We start from the raw sequence: 17,325 nt of genomic DNA, 5'->3' as shown, positions 1-17,325 counted from the left end.
ATAATTTTGTTGAAACAATGATTCAATAGATATCGGTTGTGCGTAACAACTAGCAGCATTCCCTTGTGGGAATTAATAAGATTTTTAAGCGCATTTAGATTTTCAAAGTCTAAAAATACATCTGGTTCGTCCATAATCATTAAATTGAAGAAATACAGCCACAATGCTCAGGAGATATTAATATCATTCAATTTTGTTGAAAGGGGATACGTAAAATTGGAACCAAACGATAAGATTGTCATTATAGGGGTAACAGGTTACATCGGCGCATGGATTGCCAAACAGTTAACAGATATGGGTTATAACCATATTGTGGGAACATACCGAAATGAAGCAAAAGCACAACAGCTTCAAACGTTATTGCCAAATGTGAACTTCTACAAAGCAAACATAGGTGAAACAGAAAATTGGCATGAAGTTTTAAGGGAAGCAAAATGGATTTTTAATCAGGGAAGTGGCTTTAGTCCAAACGACAAAACATTTAAAGATAGAGGCCGAACAAAGCAAAAAGGCATCCGCCTGCTCTTACAATTGGCTGTTGATTCGGGTAGTGTCAAAAAGTTCGTGCACACCACTGCGGAATCAACCATTGCTTACGGCAATGAAGACCCATCAAAAACGACGTTTACAGAGGATGACTGGACCAATGAAGACAGGGGAGGCTTGTTCGACCACAATATGGTTTCAAAAACGATGGAAGAAAGAGCAGCCTGGTCGTTTATCCAATCTCATGAAAATATATCAAACATAATCATGACAACGATCCACCCTACGCATGTTATGGGACCAAGCTTTGTGCCTTGGCACAATGATATGATTTATGCCATGCTTCGCGGCGATAGAGCTATGGCAGATTCGCAACTATATGGGGTTGATGTGCGCGACGCAGCGGCAATGAACATTACGTTGATGAAATCGACTGCAGCAAATGGAAAGCGTCATTTCGCCTCTGCTTTTAAATCAACATACTCTACTCTCTTAAATTTGATTAAAGAACAATTTACAGATGAGCAGATTAAAACCGTGTTAGGTGATGCTGCTCGAATCATTCCTGGAAATGACGCGGCCGATTTATTGGGCCATTGTCATTCAACGTCATACTATCAAGATATGGTACCTCGTATGTTAAACCGCGTAGTGTATAAGACTAACCATCCCGAAGCGTACGCGTATGAGTATACAGAACCGAATACTACAGTAATACAAGCCATGGAAAAAATGTTGAAGGATAAAAACAATTATACAAAATTTCAAACATAAGATTCGCCCAAACTCAACGATTACAGGTGTGCTATAATATGCTCTAACTGATGAATTAAGAGAATAGGTGTGTGAACCGATGGAAATAAAGCCGGGACATCTACCCAAAGAAAAAAAACCGCTATACCTTACCGTATACGATGAACTTTTCAAAAAGATCATGAGTGGTGTATTCCCCTCCAATAGTCAATTGCCTGCTGAACCTGAACTTGCCAAAATGTTCGACGTAAGCAGAATGACGTTAAGACAAGCATTAGCTCTATTGCAAGATGACGGTCTGGTGACGAGTATTCATGGTAAAGGGAACTTTGTTACCCGATCTCGAATGGTGCAGAGGAACGATGGGCTGGAGAAAATCGGAAATCCTATTTATAAGTGCCATACAGAGGACATTGATCATGTCGACATCCAGTTCAGACTGGACCTCGAGAGTGACTACACGAAAGAGGTTCTGAAAAGAAAAGCCACAGCTGTAGTAGCCATTGAGCGTTGGTATATGAGTAAAGGACAGGCAGTAGCTTACGGATTTACCTTTATGGCCATTGAGGCCGTAACAGAATTGAACCTGGATCTCCAGAATGAAGAACAATTGCTGGGCATGCTTGAGAATAAGGTATATGAGCTGGCTAACTCTGCAACGGTAGAGGTCAGACATTCCACGGTGATGAATACCTCATCTCAAAAATATAAACTTGATGCCGGCGAGGGGTGCGACTTGCTGCTGGAAAGTCTCTATGTAAATGAACAGTACCCTATTGTATACAATAAATATTATATTCCTAAAGAATTTAGCCAGATTGTAATTAACGCTTCGAAACAATAGCGCTTATTATCATTGCAGGGCAGTGACTTCTCCATATAGGAGAGGTCACTGCCCTTTTGCATACAAGATTGACTACCGGGAAAGAATGTGGGTATTTTATCCATAAAAAATTAGTTGATAGAGAATGCGATGTGTGGTACTTTATTCTCATACCAATTAGACAACTTATTATACAACTATACCAATTCATAAAAAAAAGGAGATTTGAAATGAGCACATCCCCTAAAGAAACGCCGCATATTCAACCTGGAGGAGTAGAGATCGCCGAGACGATTCTATTGCCAGGCGATCCTTTAAGAGCAAAGTTTATTGCAGAGAACTATTTGGAAAATGTCGTCCAGTTCAATAATGTTCGCGGGATGCTGGGCTATACGGGAACTTTCAAGGATCGAAAAATATCAGTGATGGGTACTGGAATGGGAACACCAAGCATGAGTCTGTACTCATGGGAGCTGATTCATGTATTCGGTGTGAAGAATCTCATTCGTATTGGTTCCGCAGGGGCCATTCAAGATCATTTGAACCTGTATGACATTGTTTTCGCGATGGGTTCTGCAACCGATTCCAATTATGGACACCAGTACAATCTCCCAGGTCACTATTCGATTACGGCATCATTCGAACTGTTGGAAAAAGCCAAGAAAATAGCCGATGCGCAGGGGCAGAAGGTTCATGTAGGCAATGTGCTCTCCAGTGATATCTTCTATAATGCGGACCCAACGGCGCTGAAGAGATGGAGCGAAATGGGAATTCTATGCGCCGAGATGGAATCTGCAGGCCTGTATATGAATGCAGCCCAGGCGGGCGTTAATGCCCTGTGTATCTTGACGATCAGCGATCATATTTTCAGACATGAATCCACGACCCCTGAAGAGAGACAGACCGCTTTCACTAAAATGATGGAAATTGCACTAGAACTTGCTTAATCATCTGATTCCGGAAAGGAATGTGACGAATGGCTACAATAACTGAACAGACACCGCAAAATACCCCGCCCTTTCAAGCGAAAAGGGCAGTCCCTGTCATTCTGCTCTTTTTCGTCTTTGCCTTGATCATCGATAACTCATTCAAGTTGGTTTCAGTAGCCATAGGCGATGATCTGGGAATCTCGGCAACTATGGTTAGCTTGCAAGCTTCATTAGCGGGACTTGTGATTGGAATTGGCGCTGTCATCTATGCCTCTTTGGCCGACTCCATCAGTATCAGAAAGCTGCTGGTTGCAGGGATTATCTTAATCTGCATTGGTTCAATTATTGGGTATATTTTTCAAGACTCTTATCTAATCATTGTTATTGCTCGTATGATCCAGACTGCAGGTCTGGCCGCGGCTGAAACTTTATATGTTATCTATGTAATGAAACACCTGCCCAAAGATGAACAGAAGAAGTTCCTGGGTCTCAGCACAAGCAGCTATTCACTTTCTCTTGTTATCGGTTCCATTACTGGGGGATTCGTGTCTACCTATTTAAGTTGGTCAACATTATTCTTAATTCCGCTGCTGTCCTTAATCCTTATTCCCTTCATTCTTAAATATTTGCCGAAGGAACGATCTCGGAAGAGTCATGTTGATCTCATCGGTCTGATTCTCATATCTGCCATTACTACTTCTGTGTTGATGTATTTAACGGATTTCAACTGGATCTTTATTATGAGTTTCGTAGCCACAGCAGCACTTTTTCTTGGCTATATCAGTAAGAGTAAGAAGGCGTTCATCGGGATTTCCTTTTTTCAAAATAAACGGTTTGCATCCGTACTTGCCATAGCCTTTGTGATTTATTCCGTTCAACTGGGCTACATCTTTATTTTCCCATTCCTGCTTCAAAAGATGTATGATCTTCAGCTCGACACGATCTCACTGCTGCTGATACCGGGCTATGTAACGGCGATAATAGTCGGTTCGCTGTCTGGAAAAATAGCGAAAGTATTGACCAATAAGCAAGCCGTTTCCATTGCTATGGGCATAATCGTATTCAGCTTGGCTTTACCCGGCCTGATTGGAGGCTCGATTCCTGTATATGTTATCTCCATGCTGCTGTTCTCGGGGTCATTCGCATTTATGTACGCGCCTTTGCTTGATTCCTGTGTACGCTCCATCCCTGCAGAAATGTCAGGAACAGCCATTGGATTCTATAGCCTGGTGTTAAATGTATCCGCTTCCATAGGAATCACCTATACCGCATCTCTTATGGATGTAGTATCTTTTGGAACGGTGTTATGGATCCTTTCAAGCATTACCTTGTTCGCACTATTGATGTACGGGTTGCTTGTCGGCCGACTCACTGAGTCCAAGTAGTTAAAAGTTTCCTTAGATTAAAACGCTTAATACCGCCATAAACACTCTCAGCCTTCCTGAAACAAAGTAAAAGTTATTGCCGCATAGATAAAGGATTGGTACAATATAATGAAATATTAGGGCACTGCTTCGCTAGCATTGCTAGAGACAACCCCGCTACTTGTAGCCGGGTTGTTTTTTGTTTTTTTATTAAAATGACAAGGTGGAGATTCCAATGATGATCATGAAGGAAACAAGAGCGATCCTAACCAAAGAAGACCTCATCGTCAAGTTCAAAGGCTGCGGACTCATGGAGGGACAAACCATCATGGTTCATACTTCGTTAAGCAAGCTTGGTTTTGTTGTAGGCGGAGCCGAGACGTTCATTCGATCTCTTCTTGAAATCATCGGAGCAAAAGGAACTCTAATCATGCCATCCCAAACGTGGAAGAATCTCGACCCGACCACAGGCGTGCATTGGGAGGAGCCTGTAGAATGGTGGCCTACCATTAGAGAACACTGGCCCGCTTATGATAAAGAAGTTACCCCCGCAATCGGTATGGGTGTCGTAGCCGAGATGTTTCGCAAGTGGCCGGGAGCCAAAAGGTCCCACCACCCTGCGCGTTCCATAGCGGCGGTGGGCAATCATGCGTCATACATAACGGAAAATCATGATTTAAGCAACATTTTTGGAGATGGCTCCCCGTTGGATAAGCTGTACCAGTTAAACGGTTACGTGCTTTTGGTTGGTGTGGGCTACGAAAAAAACACGTCGCTGCATTTGGCAGAAACAAGGGCAAATTTTCCTGGCAAGAAGTACTCAGAGGAAAGTAGCGCCATGATGATTAACGGCAAGCGCGAATGGGTCACTTACAAGACCCAAGCCGTAAACGACGAAGATTTTATTGAATTAGGGCAGCACTACGATACCGAAAAAAACGTGAAGATTCATAAAGTTGGAGACGCCGATGTCCGGTTCTTGGAACAACGACCGTTGATCGACTGGGCAACAGCATGGATAGAGCGTACTAGGGTGCATCTATAGCAGAAAACGACTGTCATGGAGGGCCTTAAACATCGTGCGATTGCTTAATTTTGACGGACGTCCTGTTTTATATGGAGGGAACATATCTTTAATTTGTTCCCATTGTTCATCGCTTAGTTCATACCTTCTTTGAATCATGATTCATGCTCCAATCGTTTTTCTAAAACATATCACATGACTAACTTCTTTAGTTTTCAGACACGTCCTAGATGATTGTATATAAAAAAATAAGCAATGCTAGCCTTTACTAGTATTGCTTATTTTGGTGCTTCCAAAAGTTTAGAATAGAACTAAAGCAACCCTCCATTCGTTTACACTAACTTTGCGAAACCAATTGGCCGAGCCCAAACTATGGAGATACCCTCAAATTAGTGCCGATTGTACTTTAACTTCCTTCGCTACCAGTGCCATCAGTTGACGTTGTTGGTAATGCTTCGTAAGTAAGTGAATAGGATTGGCTGCCTAGCAACATTCTTTGACCTTGGAACTCATCGTACAGATTCATCCGAATGCCGCCCCCTCTTAATTTTTTGTATAGGTTACTTTTAAACGTTGTTGCGTACGATTTATTATTACCGATGAGCAAATCAGTCCCGAGTGTCAACGTCTTTTCCATCGATTGTCCATTCGGATCTATGATTTCCAAGACTAGCTTGTGCTCGTATTCACCTGATTCGTAAGCTTCATTTTTGGATAAGTTGTACGTTACAACTGTATCCAATGTATCCTCACCTTCCCTAACGGTACCCACTACATTGGTAAGCGAAAGACTGTAAGGGAACAACTCCACACTCCTTAGATTGGACTGCGGCGTTACTCCGGCAGTGTTCAGTGATAATCTAACTGTATTAATATATCCCGTTGATTTACCACCTATAGCTGTCAGTTTACCGTCTGCTACACCTTCGCCAATATGAAGCACAAGCTGTGAAGTATTCACATTCAGCGGAAGCTTACTCCAGACGGTAACCACATTTTTACCATTTGGGCTTGTTGCCTTGGACGATTGACTAACTTCGGCCTCATAATATTCATTTTCAGGTGTTTTGTAGTAAGCAACAAGCTGTGCCTGTTCCGATTTTCGTGGTTCTTTGCTATTCATTTCTAGCTCTGTATACATTATATTTGAGCTGCTTCCATTATAGACGGTTGACCGACGTTCGCGGATTTCTGCCTTTTTACCTGGCGTATCGATATGGAAATAACCACCTGCATCAACGTTATGAATGGTGTTATTTAGTGAATCCGTATTCAAGGATAAGAATTTCCTTACATCATTCTCCCCTATGGTTTCCTGCATCTCTATCCTTAAATGACTGAAATTAAAAGAATAAGGAACCTTAGCCAACACGTACATCTCTGCTGTTTCATTAGGAGCGAGGGACGTTTGAGCATTTTTTGCCACGATCTGCGTCGTACTGCTGAGCTCACTCAGTCCCGCTTTGACCAGAGCTTTGAGCGCAGGCAGTTTTACTGTAGTGGATTTGGTGTTGCGAATGCTGATTTGGGCTACGATTTGATCTTCATCTGCCCATGGCAGCCGCTGGATGGAGTCAATCTTTACCCCGAACGTTCCATGACGGTTCTCCAACATATTCTCTACTCCCAAGCCGCTATTGCTTTCCTGAGAATAAGGGATTTTATAATGCGCCGTCGGAAAAATAATCTTGTCGGCAACCGCGGATTCAGTTAATTGCAACTGCAATGTATTTTGATTTAGATTTAATGGCACATCTGCGCTGAGATCAATGATCTTCTCATCAAGCGGCTTTAAGGTTAGATTGGCAAGCGCCTTAGAATCCACTGGAATGTTGTGTCCTTCAGTGGATTTAATTGAAAGCTCATAAGCTGATAGAGTGACAGATTTTTTACCGAGATTTTTAATACGGAATTGAAGGCTCCATTTCCCGGAGTCGTTCTCCGAATATACGGAAGCGCTCTTCAGCTGTGTTTCTACTGTATTATCGTCTATGGAAATTTTCTCAACAGCGTAATTAGCCACGGCTTTAGAAGTTGTTGCTGCAGGAAGTTTGAAGGATTTAACCGGGAGATTAATTTTCAAAGTTGAGTCTTCCTGCGTGAATTGTAGCGTCATATTAGCCGATTTTATATTGGAAGGGACTTCTACCAAATAGTAGATCGTTTTCTTCTCTTGAGGCTGTACCTTGTAACTATTGCTAGCATCATCTAGCTTGAGCTCGAATACCGAGCCACCGGCTGATTTCAGGTATGCTTTATAGCCGGGATCGCTAAGCACCGTTGCACCCGAATTAGCGAGACTGACGCCTACCTTCATGTATACTTTTCCATTAAGTTTAATCATTTGCAGACTTTCCGCTTTGGTCGTTACAGGCAGATTATTCATCGTGATCTTCTTGCTCTGGTCTTTAGCCACGGCTAAGTCAGAAGTTGCTGCAGGAAGTCTGAAGGATTTAACCGGGAGATTAATTTTCAAAGTTGAGTCTTCCTGCGTGAATTGTAGCGTCATATTAGCCGATTTTATATTGGAAGGGACTTCTACCAAATAGTAGATCGTTTTCTTCTCTTGAGGCTGTACCTTGTAACTACTGCTGGCATCATCTAGCTTGAGCTCGAATACCGAGCCACCGGCTGATTTCAGGTATGCTTTATAGCCGGGATCGCTAAGCACCGTTGTACCCGAATTAGCGAGACTGACGCCTACCTTCATGTATACTTTTCCATTAAGTTTAATCATTTGCAGACTTTCCGCTTTGGTCGTTACAGGCAGGTTATTCATCGTGATCTTTTGGCTCTGGTCTTTAGGAACTACGAATGAATAATTGTCCGGAATCTTGAAAACACCCATCTTTTTCTGATAACCCGCACTGCTGAAATCCCAACCAAATATTGAAACATTGGCTCCGTCTGCTTTTGTAGCCTTGCTGATATTCACATAATAAGTTATGGATTCGCTGCTCTTGGAGGGCACCGTTTTTTTTGTCACATCACTTGTGATAGGTCTTCCTTGTACAACCGTACCCCCTTTAGTGGTAACCTTAGAGAAATAATCGATAAGATTTACACTACTACCACTACCATTGCTATAACTAAGCGTGTATATAAGTATATTACCGCTCGGCTGCGCAAGTATGTCCATATCGATCAGCTTTACGCTGACATTGCTCTTCAAAGCTATAGACCCGAGTTTGTCCAGAGTGAATTCTGCTGCCGTTGTTGATTTAGCAGCGCCTGCCGATGCTGCGTAAGCTCCGTATGTAATAGACTGGCTTAGAAGCACTGTGCTGAGCAGTACTACAGCATAGGTCTTTCTTCGTTTGTGCATGAATTTTCCTCCTTGAATAAAAGTCCTTATATTTTGAGAAAATTTTAGATTATCTACTTGAAGGGGATAACACCAAATTTTCATGGGATTGGGGTTTGTTTCTTATCATAAACAGTCTCAAGGCACCGCAACCAACCATTCCGCCGGAAGTGTTCAATATGAGGTCATCCACATCAAATGTTCCAATACACAAGAGTAGCTGTGTAACTTCGAAGCATAAGCTTAAAGAAAAGGAGAGAATGAACACATTCGCGAATGATGCGCCTCTTCGAGTGAATAGTTTAGGAATGAAGATACCCAGCGGAATAAAAGTTGGTGTAACGTCTGCTGAAGTTGATAAAGCAAAAAATGGGTGTCAACAGAACCCCACTTAAATAAGATCAGCTTGATTAATAAATACAGATACATAACAAACCCCGCTGCCAACTATTTCCTCCTTAACACCTCATATAATCAGGATAGAGAAAATTAGTTAAAAAAAAAGCGGACAAATATAAAGTTTCTCTTAAATTATGGATTCTTGCGGCAGTTGAATCTCAAACAGTGTTCGCACCACATTACTCTCGACCGAAATCATTCCATCATGCTGCTCCACAATATTCCTTGCAATGAACAGTCCAAGACCTGTACCACCCTCTTGATGCGTTCGTGCCCGATCACTCGTATAATACATATCGAAGATATGCGGCAATTCCTCTGGAGCGATATGGCCCCCATAGTTGACGATCTGAATCACCACATACCCTGAATCAAGATGGCTATTGATATCTACATACAGTCCATCGTTCCCGTAACGAGTGGCATTGGTCAATAGATTCTCAAATACACGGACCAACAGTTCTCCATCGCCAGAAATGTATAGGTTAGGTTCAATATTCAATCTGGAAATCAGGTTGTTTTTCTCGAAAACAGGATATAATTCCTCATTCAATTGCATCAGAAGCTCGCTGATGTCTATTCGCTTCTTTTCAACGGGCAGCATGCCATAGTTCATTCTAGTGATCTCGAACAACCCATCGATTAGCTTTTCTAGACGTTGAGATTTGATGAAGGCAATGGATGTGAAATGTCTGTGTTGCTCCTCTGTCAAATGATCATCCTTAAGAATTAAATCTAAATAACCCAATACAGAAGTAAGTGGCGTGCGTAAATCATGCGCTAAATTTACGACCAACTGATCCTTACTGTTCTCAGCAAAATCCCCTCGTTCCACCGCCGCTTCCAGTTTTTCACTCGCGAGATTAATATCCTCCGCAATGGTTCTGAACTCATCATTCGAGGAAATATGTACATGATTCTTAAATTCACCATTGGCAAGATGACGAATCCCCTTGGAAATTTCATTAAAGTAGGTGACATACGGCTTCGTGAGCAAAAAGAAAAATAATATAGCTAGCGGAATAAAAATAATTAGAAAAAAATAAATATCCCCTATGTTATAAACGAAGCGACGATACTGAGCTAATTGATCTTCTACGTGAACACCGGCATAATAGAATTGAAGAATTCTATAGATCCCATACGTGGTCATACCGGACAGAAGCATACTTAACCCCAGCAGCAGAATCATTTTTGTCCGAAAACTTCGGATTCGCTTATTCATTGATTGTATACCCCACACCCCAAATGGTTTTGATGAATTTATTCTTGCTGATATCTTCTCCAAGCTTCTTACGCAGGGTACGAATATGTACCATGACCGTATTGCCTCTGTCATAGTATGCTTCGCCCCACACCTGTTGGAAAATATTTTCCGCGCAAAAGATTTGCTTTGGATGACTTGCTAAGAGGTATAGGATATCAAATTCCTTCGGCGTTAACTCGATAACCTCGCCATATAAGGTAACAGTATGCTGATCAGGCGAAATCGTTAATCCACCGGCTTCCAGTACCCCTGTATTCACTACTGCAGGTTGATTGAACACCTTGGAACGACGCAGTTGAGAATTCACACGAGCCACCAATTCCATAGGATTGAACGGTTTAGTCATATAGTCGTCTGCCCCCATCACCAGTCCTGTGATCTTATCAAGATCAGAGGTCTTGGCACTTAAAAAAATGATCGGCAGATGATTCTTTTCCCGAATTTGACGGGTGACCTCGTAACCATCCAGCTCAGGCATCATAATATCCAAAATGGCCAAATCTATCGATTGCGATTGAATAGCATGAATAGCTGCTTTCCCATCGGATGCTTTGACAATATGATATCCCTCTTTTTGTAAGTGCAAGGCAACCAGATCAGCGATCTCCACCTCATCATCTGCTATCAAAATCGTGATACGCCTCATTCCTTTTCCACTCCTAATAAGATGATTAGCAATATATATTTTCCATGTTGATATATCGATTGAACTAAAGACGAATCCTCATATTCATGATTCTCTTTAGAAATGATTGAACTTATGAGCGCAAACTTTAGTTTAATCTATATAGCTTTAAAAAGCAGCTCACAGGGAAGCTGCTTCAGTTGTATTGTTTCCTATTCGTTTAAATAGATTGTCACCTTGTTCTGGATCAGCTTGGCAACTTCATCTGCGGACTTTTGTCCACTGAAGAAGAATACGGAATCTTCGGATATCATTCGAAGTACTTTAGCATCCGCGTCCTCGTATTTATACGTGCCATGAACTAAATGTTTGAACTGCGTAAATTCTACCTCCGATACCTTGGCCTTTTTGCCGTCCAAGAACTTGTATGTTCCGCTTTTAACTTGTTCCTGAATCTCGTTCAGTTTTTTATCGTCCACAGATGCTAGCAGGGAGAAACCTTCTCTCTCTTGCAGCGATTGTGCCTCGTCAGATAATAGGAAGGAAATGAACTTCCACGCTTCGTCCTTCACCGGAGAATTGGCCCGTATCGCAATTTGGGATAAAGGAAAGATCCGCGTTCCTTCTGATTTCCCTATATGCGGCTGTTGCAGCAGTACCGGATTTTCAAAGTGTGAATATAAGCTGCCGATAAAGTCTACCGACGTTACATTGACGTGAGAAAACAACTGATTGTCCGTTTCCGCTAGCTCCTCAGTCATGACTTTTTCATCAAACATTTTTTTGATATTCTGCATCAGTTCCACGAATTCGGGGGAGTCGAACTTTGCCTTTTTCGCCGTGAGGTCGACGAACTCCGCGTAATTGTCCGAGACCATGCTCGTGAGATTGCTATCCGCCGGGTAATACGCCAAGCCATAAAACTGTTTCTTGCCACCCTTCTCTGCCTGTTGAATGAGCTGCTTCGAGATATCCTCAAAGGTATTCCAGTTCCAGCTCTTGTCGTCAATCTTCACAGTGGAGTTCTTAATCACGTTCCCGTCTCCTGCGAATAAACTCATCCCGAATCCGAGAGGCATGGCATACATACCGCCATTCACCTTCAATAGTTCCAATACGTTCATTTTCAAATCGCTTTTATTCAACGTTTTGTCTTGTTCCATGGAATCATCCATGTTCAGGAGAACCTTTTTGCTCAAGTAATCATCGATAGGCATGCGGCCGGTTATTTCGAAGATATCCGGACCCTTTCCTGATAGCAGCGCTGTATTCGTCGTTTTTGTGTATTTTTCATAATCATCTGTAATCTGAATTTGAAGATCAATATCTGGATACTTTTCTTCAAACTTTTTCTCTGCTGTCTGAAGAAATTCGCTCGGTTGTTGTATAGACAAAGTAACGACTTTTCTCCCCTCTTTACTTTCTTTACTTTCCTTACTACCTCCAGAACCACATGCAGTCGTTGTTGTCATTAAAATACCAACACATATCATCCACAGCCACTTCTTCATTGTATAAATTCCTCCTAGAGTTTTTTGTTAAAAAAACTATCTTCGTAAGCATTTGCTGAATTTTATCTCTTATATGCTTAACTATTCCATTCGAATACGGTTTCCGTCTTGTAAAGGCTCACTGCTTTCCAGAATAATCAGTTCTTCCTCATAGAGGCTATCCGATTGGATCATCGTTTCTTTGTCATTCGTTTCACTTGTATGAATGAGGACTTTACGCACAACAAAGACATTGCCTAATGCCCCTCTCTGCTCTTCAATTTTATAAACAAACATGCCGTCGCGCTCCTCATGAATAGCCACATTGGAAATGAGAAGTCCCTCTTGCTTTGAGCGTTTCTCGATTTTAATCCTTGCCTGCTCACCCCCTTTCAGTTCAGAGTTAACGACCTTTATGCGAAGAACCTTCTGAGGGATCGTTATGGTCTGGCCCCCCTCTTCACTAGATGAGCTCTCGATACGCGGTTGTTCATTCGCCACTTCCTCAATCGTGCCTTCGATCATACGGGCCTGTTGTTCTTGGACAGTATTTACCTCGACCTCGACCTCGATCTTCTCTCCGATCGAAATCCCTAAGCTGGACAACACCTTTGAATCAGCAGATATGTCGAATCGATAACCTAGGCTGCTGTTCGAGACAAGAACATCCGGTTCTCCCGCTGATGTTAACCCTTCAACGGCATTCAATTTCGCTATAATACCATCGAAAGGAGCGGTCATATCTTGTTGGCTTGTCAGTTTATCTCTCATCTCGTTAATTTTACGTTCCTGCGTACGTAGATTAAGTTTACCTGTTTCAATAGTACGTCTTGCATTCCGAATCTTGAGTTCGTCCCCTTCCATGCTCGACTGAATGAACTGATCTTGAATATTCTGCTGCTCGATTTGCTGTTTTTCTAAATTGGTTATTTCATCTTCCAATTCTCGTTCGGCAGATTTGCTGTCATAGATGATTAGCTTCTGCCCCTTCTTCACACGATCACCTTCTTTCACGAGAATCTTCTGGACCTTCCAGCCGGCAGCATTCGATAGTTTAGCTTCGGCGAGCGGTTGCAGTATTCCGCTACCTTCGATCGTAAATACAAGACTTCCAGCAGCCGGCTTTTCCGTTCTCACTTTCGGCAAGGTCAGCGACTGTAGCGTGTTACTGAACAACGTAAAGAAGATTAACAATCCCATAAAAATAATGAACACGATCTGAATGATTCGTTTACGCCTACGATCAGCCGCCACTTTTTCTAACTCCATATCCCGTTCTTCTCCTCCTAAAAACTTTCCGTAGGAAAGTTTACTTCGTAAGCATGATCTGAACTTTCCGTAGGAAAGTTTACTTCGTAAGCTTTGTCTGAGTTTTGCCTAGGCAAAACTTGCTTCGTAAAGCATCAGTGCTTCGCGAACATTACCCCTTGATGCCAGACAATTGAATGCCTTCAATGAAATACGACTCTGCATACAGAAACAACAGCACCATCGGAGACATGTAGAGCACCGATGCAGCGAAAGCAATCCCCTTCTCTTTATTGATCATGGATAAATAAACCGATAGCGGCTGCTTGAACGGATCGTCCAGAAAAATAAGCGGCTGCTCCACCATGTTCCAATAGTCGACGAACAATAAAATAATGAGTGCAGCCAGACCTGGTTTGATCATCGGGATAATAATGGTACAGAATATCCGCAAATGTCCGGCTCCATCGATCTTGGCCGCTTCGATGTAGGCATATGGAATAGCCAGCATGAACTGCCTGAGCATAAACACACCGAAAGCTGCGAAAATCCCAGGTAATATAATCGCATTCGGACTATTCAGCAGCCCAAGCTTATCCGCCATAATGTAATTCGGTACTAGCGTCACTTGGAATGGCATGAGCATCGTCAAAACATAGACGAGAAACAAAGGCTCCCGGCCGCGAAATTTCAGCTTGGAGAACGCGTATGCAGCCAGTGCTGCTACGAGGGTCTGCCCTGCGATGATCGGCACCACCATGAATACCGAATTCCAGAACATCATCAGATATTTTGGGCTACCCACCAAAATCTTGTCATACTGCTCCAAGGACACTTTATCCGGCAGCAATTTTAAATTCACAAAAGGATTTGCTCTCCCTGCTACCGCTTCGTTTATCTGCCCTATGGGCCCATAATTGATGCCAATTTCTCGTTCTGTCATGAGCGAATTTGTGAAAGTGATTACAATTGGGAATATTAACATGACCGCGATAGCACCCATGACGACTGTTAACGCACTTTTTTTCAATATTTTAGAAACTCGCACGACCTTTCCCTACCCCCTATTCCATGAACTGCCGATGCCAGCGTTCAATCGCAAACAATCCCATGACGATCAGAAAAATACAACCAAACATCAAGGTCGCAGCCGCAGTCAGCTTCTGAATATCTAGCGACATGAACATGTTGTTCATATAGTGCTGCATCATGTATATACTGTCATGCGGATAATCGCCTGCGATCAAATACGTTTCCCGAAATACTTTAAATGAGTTAATGATCGACATGATCACTACAAAGAACATCGTGGATGTTAGATAGACAAGTGTAATACTGCGAAACTGCCGTAAACGCCCTGCCCCTTCAATTTGGGCGGTTTCGTAATAATCCTTCGGGATTTGCTGTAGTCCCGCCAAAAACAATATGACGTTATAGCCGATGTTCTTCCATAAATACACGACAATAACTACATTTCGGGCCGCATCGGTCTTCATCCAATCCACACGTTCGGATCCAAAGTAGCTCAACCAAGCGTTCAGGGAGCCGTTCCAATCGAACAGCATCTGCCAGATCAGAATAATCGAGGCGACTGGAACGACAAGCGGTAACACAAACGCAGTCCGCAGCCATTTTCGAAAATATATATTTTTATTCAACAGCATCGCCAAACCTAGCGATAGCACAAGCATAAGCGGAACACTAACCGCGCTAAAATAAAACGTATTGGATGCTGCCTGTCTGAAGGAATTGCTCGCAAGCAGTTCGCGATAATTATCCAACCCTACAAATTGGCTATCTACCGTGCTGTCCATAAAAGAATAAAACACTCCCATGGCAAACGGAATAAGGTAGAACAGCGCAAATCCAACACCACTCGGCGCAAGAAACATCAATGCCGCTGAAGTATCCTTACGAAACCAGTTCTTCATAGTTGTCTTCATCATCCTTTCAATAACTACTGCTCAAGGGTCTAAACCCATTTCTTTATAAAGCCAGAAGCAAAAATATAACTAGCAAAAAAACCCATTTCTTCGTCCTCAGCTTTCTCACCCACTCATTTAGAATAGGAAAAACTGTTTAAAAAGAAGTAGGGTAATTGTTAAATTTTTCTTAAATCTCAGGATTGGATTTCATACAGGCACCTGGTACCTTGGCAATCAGCCTGCCGGAACGTATAAATATTTTGCCTTCGTTCCAAGCTGCCTGGATGGGACCTTCAATTTGGTTCAGCAGTTGATTTGAAGGGAGATTCGAGTAAGTGACGTTTGAAAACATATTCAGTTTAGGTGAATCCAAGCAACCGGATACTGCCATACGGCTTATTCGGTTGCTTTTGATTTCAAACCACACAAACATACTTCGTCTCAACTATCATTTTTATAATATTAATTTCTACAATAGTTATTAAAGTGAAGGCATGGATACGTAAGCTTAGAAAGTCAAAACGTTGGATACAGGAGTAATTAGCTTCAAAAATTTTTCCATGAAACGGAAAAAATTGTGGAACTCTCACAAGAGAGCGGAAAAATAGATTCGCTGCTCCATACTATATAAGAAGAGTTGTTGTAGAGGATTTTATACATGTAGTAGATACGCTTAGATTTTTAATGGATACCCCGGTCAAGGATGTAAAGGTAGAGTACCTTAGAAAAGATGACATGCTTGATCATTTGGTCATACAACTTATTGGAGAAGAAGTGTACTGCTATAGGCGTAACGAACAGAAATGGTGGTGTTACAGAGGAAATCATTGAGTATATGACCGGCCATAATAAATAGTAGTAAACAGTCTTGTTGAAACCACTCACTTTCATAATAAAGAAATAAGTATATCTAAATTCGGGGATTGGGAATCCACACTGTATAAACGCGACTTCTATCAAATAGTAGATCATTTTATAGATTGCGTTAAACATAATGGGATACCTGATCCCTCTATTGATGATTCACTAATCACTCATGAAATTTGCGAAAGAATCGTTAAGTACATTGATGCTGATGTTTAAAGCAAGACCCATTTGGATTTAGATCTTTGTTTGGGATCTGTTCACTCAACCTCAAATAGAAAAGCTGTGATTTTCAATGGTTTTTTTTCGCTTCTACATAGCTTTTCTATAACTGACGCAGTTAGCGGTTCACCCCCTTCACCTGGTCAAGTATTCTTACGTGATCACTGTTAATTGAAGTGAATTCAGCCATAAAATTAGATAATTTATGACCAGTAAAATATTGACTGAACTTTTTCTTTTTTAGTTTGGAACTCTTTTCACTTGCTTCACTCCTTATATTATCAACTTGCTCACTGAGCTCTAGATCCGTCATACTTACCAAAACATTTCCTCCGTTATATAGCCTACAATGAGCTAATTCTAACATAGCCATATACTATATCATCGATAGTACTAAATCTCGACTTAGCCTTAACCAACAGTTTCGCCCTACTTATGATAAGGTTCACCGTATCACCACAAAAGCGAAAGAACTCTTCATGAGAATTAGCATGAAGAGTTCTTTCCATAGAATTGACCATATAAGAATCAGCTTTGCATGATTAGCAGATGCACGCCTTACTTGCGCGTCAAATTTATACGAATGGATGTGGAATATACAA

At 41.9% G+C, this 17,325-nt stretch carries 14 protein-coding genes and 2 pseudogenes; 5 read left to right on the top strand and 11 right to left on the bottom strand.

Features of this window, described 5'->3' with window-relative positions:
* Positions 1–146: pseudogene (locus AMS66_RS33810) on the bottom strand (ATP-binding cassette domain-containing protein); the annotation flags it as partial.
* Positions 147–216: 70 nt separating this feature from the next.
* On the opposite strand from AMS66_RS33810, the gene AMS66_RS17400 reads away from it, so the two are divergent.
* The 5 genes from AMS66_RS17400 to AMS66_RS17380 all read left to right on the top strand — a co-directional run bounded on the left by AMS66_RS17400 (position 217) and on the right by AMS66_RS17380 (position 5,400).
* Positions 217–1,260, top strand: coding sequence for an NAD-dependent epimerase/dehydratase family protein (locus AMS66_RS17400; RefSeq protein ID WP_053782004.1), 1,044 nt, complete (start codon positions 217–219; stop codon positions 1,258–1,260).
* A 79-nt stretch (positions 1,261–1,339) separates the two neighbouring features.
* Entirely contained in the window at positions 1,340–2,083 is a 744-nt protein-coding gene (locus AMS66_RS17395) for a GntR family transcriptional regulator (RefSeq protein WP_053782003.1), read from the top strand.
* Between the two features lie 209 nt (positions 2,084–2,292).
* The gene (gene deoD, locus AMS66_RS17390) at positions 2,293–3,009 is read left to right on the top strand and encodes a purine-nucleoside phosphorylase (RefSeq protein WP_053782002.1); all 717 of its coding nucleotides are present in this window, start codon (positions 2,293–2,295) and stop codon (positions 3,007–3,009) included.
* 29 nt (positions 3,010–3,038) lie between these two features.
* Positions 3,039–4,376, top strand: a complete 1,338-nt coding sequence (locus AMS66_RS17385; protein ID WP_053782001.1) for an MFS transporter — start codon at positions 3,039–3,041, stop codon at positions 4,374–4,376.
* 214 nt (positions 4,377–4,590) lie between these two features.
* Entirely contained in the window at positions 4,591–5,400 is an 810-nt protein-coding gene (locus AMS66_RS17380) for an aminoglycoside N(3)-acetyltransferase (protein WP_053782000.1), read from the top strand.
* A gap of 18 nt (positions 5,401–5,418) precedes the next feature.
* Here AMS66_RS17380 and AMS66_RS33805 read toward each other — a convergent pair.
* The 10 genes and pseudogenes from AMS66_RS33805 to AMS66_RS17320 all read right to left on the bottom strand — a co-directional run.
* Positions 5,419–5,538: pseudogene (locus tag AMS66_RS33805) on the bottom strand (IS5-like element ISLpl3 family transposase); the annotation flags it as partial.
* A gap of 247 nt (positions 5,539–5,785) precedes the next feature.
* The gene (locus tag AMS66_RS17370) at positions 5,786–8,704 is read right to left on the bottom strand and encodes a hypothetical protein (RefSeq protein ID WP_053781999.1); all 2,919 of its coding nucleotides are present in this window, start codon (positions 8,702–8,704) and stop codon (positions 5,786–5,788) included.
* A 49-nt stretch (positions 8,705–8,753) separates the two neighbouring features.
* Positions 8,754–9,005, bottom strand: coding sequence for a VanZ family protein (locus AMS66_RS34725; RefSeq protein WP_407944552.1), 252 nt, complete (start codon positions 9,003–9,005; stop codon positions 8,754–8,756).
* 204 nt (positions 9,006–9,209) lie between these two features.
* Positions 9,210–10,307: a sensor histidine kinase gene (locus tag AMS66_RS17360; protein WP_053781997.1), complete on the bottom strand. Its 1,098-nt coding sequence runs from the start codon at positions 10,305–10,307 to the stop codon at positions 9,210–9,212.
* Complete coding sequence (locus tag AMS66_RS17355; protein ID WP_053781996.1) at positions 10,300–10,995, bottom strand: response regulator transcription factor; 696 nt, start codon at positions 10,993–10,995, stop codon at positions 10,300–10,302. The genes AMS66_RS17360 and AMS66_RS17355 overlap by 8 nt, the downstream gene beginning before the upstream one ends.
* Positions 10,996–11,186: 191 nt before the next feature.
* Entirely contained in the window at positions 11,187–12,485 is a 1,299-nt protein-coding gene (locus AMS66_RS17350) for an ABC transporter substrate-binding protein (RefSeq protein ID WP_053781995.1), read from the bottom strand.
* A gap of 81 nt (positions 12,486–12,566) precedes the next feature.
* Entirely contained in the window at positions 12,567–13,733 is a 1,167-nt protein-coding gene (locus AMS66_RS17345) for an efflux RND transporter periplasmic adaptor subunit (RefSeq protein ID WP_053781994.1), read from the bottom strand.
* Positions 13,734–13,884: 151 nt separating this feature from the next.
* Positions 13,885–14,760 (bottom strand): carbohydrate ABC transporter permease, encoded by an 876-nt coding sequence (locus AMS66_RS17340; protein ID WP_053781993.1) that lies wholly within the window; start codon positions 14,758–14,760, stop codon positions 13,885–13,887.
* Between the two features lie 16 nt (positions 14,761–14,776).
* Positions 14,777–15,643: a carbohydrate ABC transporter permease gene (locus AMS66_RS17335; RefSeq protein WP_053781992.1), complete on the bottom strand. Its 867-nt coding sequence runs from the start codon at positions 15,641–15,643 to the stop codon at positions 14,777–14,779.
* A gap of 1,198 nt (positions 15,644–16,841) precedes the next feature.
* Complete coding sequence (locus tag AMS66_RS17320) at positions 16,842–17,096, bottom strand: hypothetical protein (protein ID WP_201782187.1); 255 nt, start codon at positions 17,094–17,096, stop codon at positions 16,842–16,844.
* Positions 17,097–17,325 lie beyond the last annotated feature (229 nt).

Origin of the sequence: Paenibacillus xylanivorans (assembly GCF_001280595.1) — a bacterium.
GTDB classification, from domain to species: domain Bacteria; phylum Bacillota; class Bacilli; order Paenibacillales; family Paenibacillaceae; genus Paenibacillus; species Paenibacillus xylanivorans.
Note: the sequence above shows the minus strand (reverse complement) of the source record. Positions and strands in the feature narration are given on the sequence as shown.

Excerpts from the sequence above, each read along its gene's own strand:
- AMS66_RS17395 (WP_053782003.1), top strand. The coding sequence starts at position 1,340 with ATGGAAATAAAGCCGGGACATCTACCCAAAGAAAAAAAACCGCTATAC.
- deoD (WP_053782002.1), top strand. The coding sequence starts at position 2,293 with ATGAGCACATCCCCTAAAGAAACGCCGCATATTCAACCTGGAGGAGTA.
- AMS66_RS17385 (WP_053782001.1), top strand. The coding sequence starts at position 3,039 with ATGGCTACAATAACTGAACAGACACCGCAAAATACCCCGCCCTTTCAA.
- AMS66_RS17380 (WP_053782000.1), top strand. The coding sequence starts at position 4,591 with ATGATGATCATGAAGGAAACAAGAGCGATCCTAACCAAAGAAGACCTC.
- AMS66_RS17370 (WP_053781999.1), bottom strand. The coding sequence starts at position 8,704 with ATGCACAAACGAAGAAAGACCTATGCTGTAGTACTGCTCAGCACAGTG.
- AMS66_RS17360 (WP_053781997.1), bottom strand. The coding sequence starts at position 10,307 with ATGAATAAGCGAATCCGAAGTTTTCGGACAAAAATGATTCTGCTGCTG.
- AMS66_RS17355 (WP_053781996.1), bottom strand. The coding sequence starts at position 10,995 with ATGAGGCGTATCACGATTTTGATAGCAGATGATGAGGTGGAGATCGCT.
- AMS66_RS17350 (WP_053781995.1), bottom strand. The coding sequence starts at position 12,485 with ATGAAGAAGTGGCTGTGGATGATATGTGTTGGTATTTTAATGACAACA.
- AMS66_RS17345 (WP_053781994.1), bottom strand. The coding sequence starts at position 13,733 with ATGGAGTTAGAAAAAGTGGCGGCTGATCGTAGGCGTAAACGAATCATT.
- AMS66_RS17335 (WP_053781992.1), bottom strand. The coding sequence starts at position 15,643 with ATGAAGAACTGGTTTCGTAAGGATACTTCAGCGGCATTGATGTTTCTT.
- AMS66_RS17320 (WP_201782187.1), bottom strand. The coding sequence starts at position 17,096 with ATGGCTATGTTAGAATTAGCTCATTGTAGGCTATATAACGGAGGAAAT.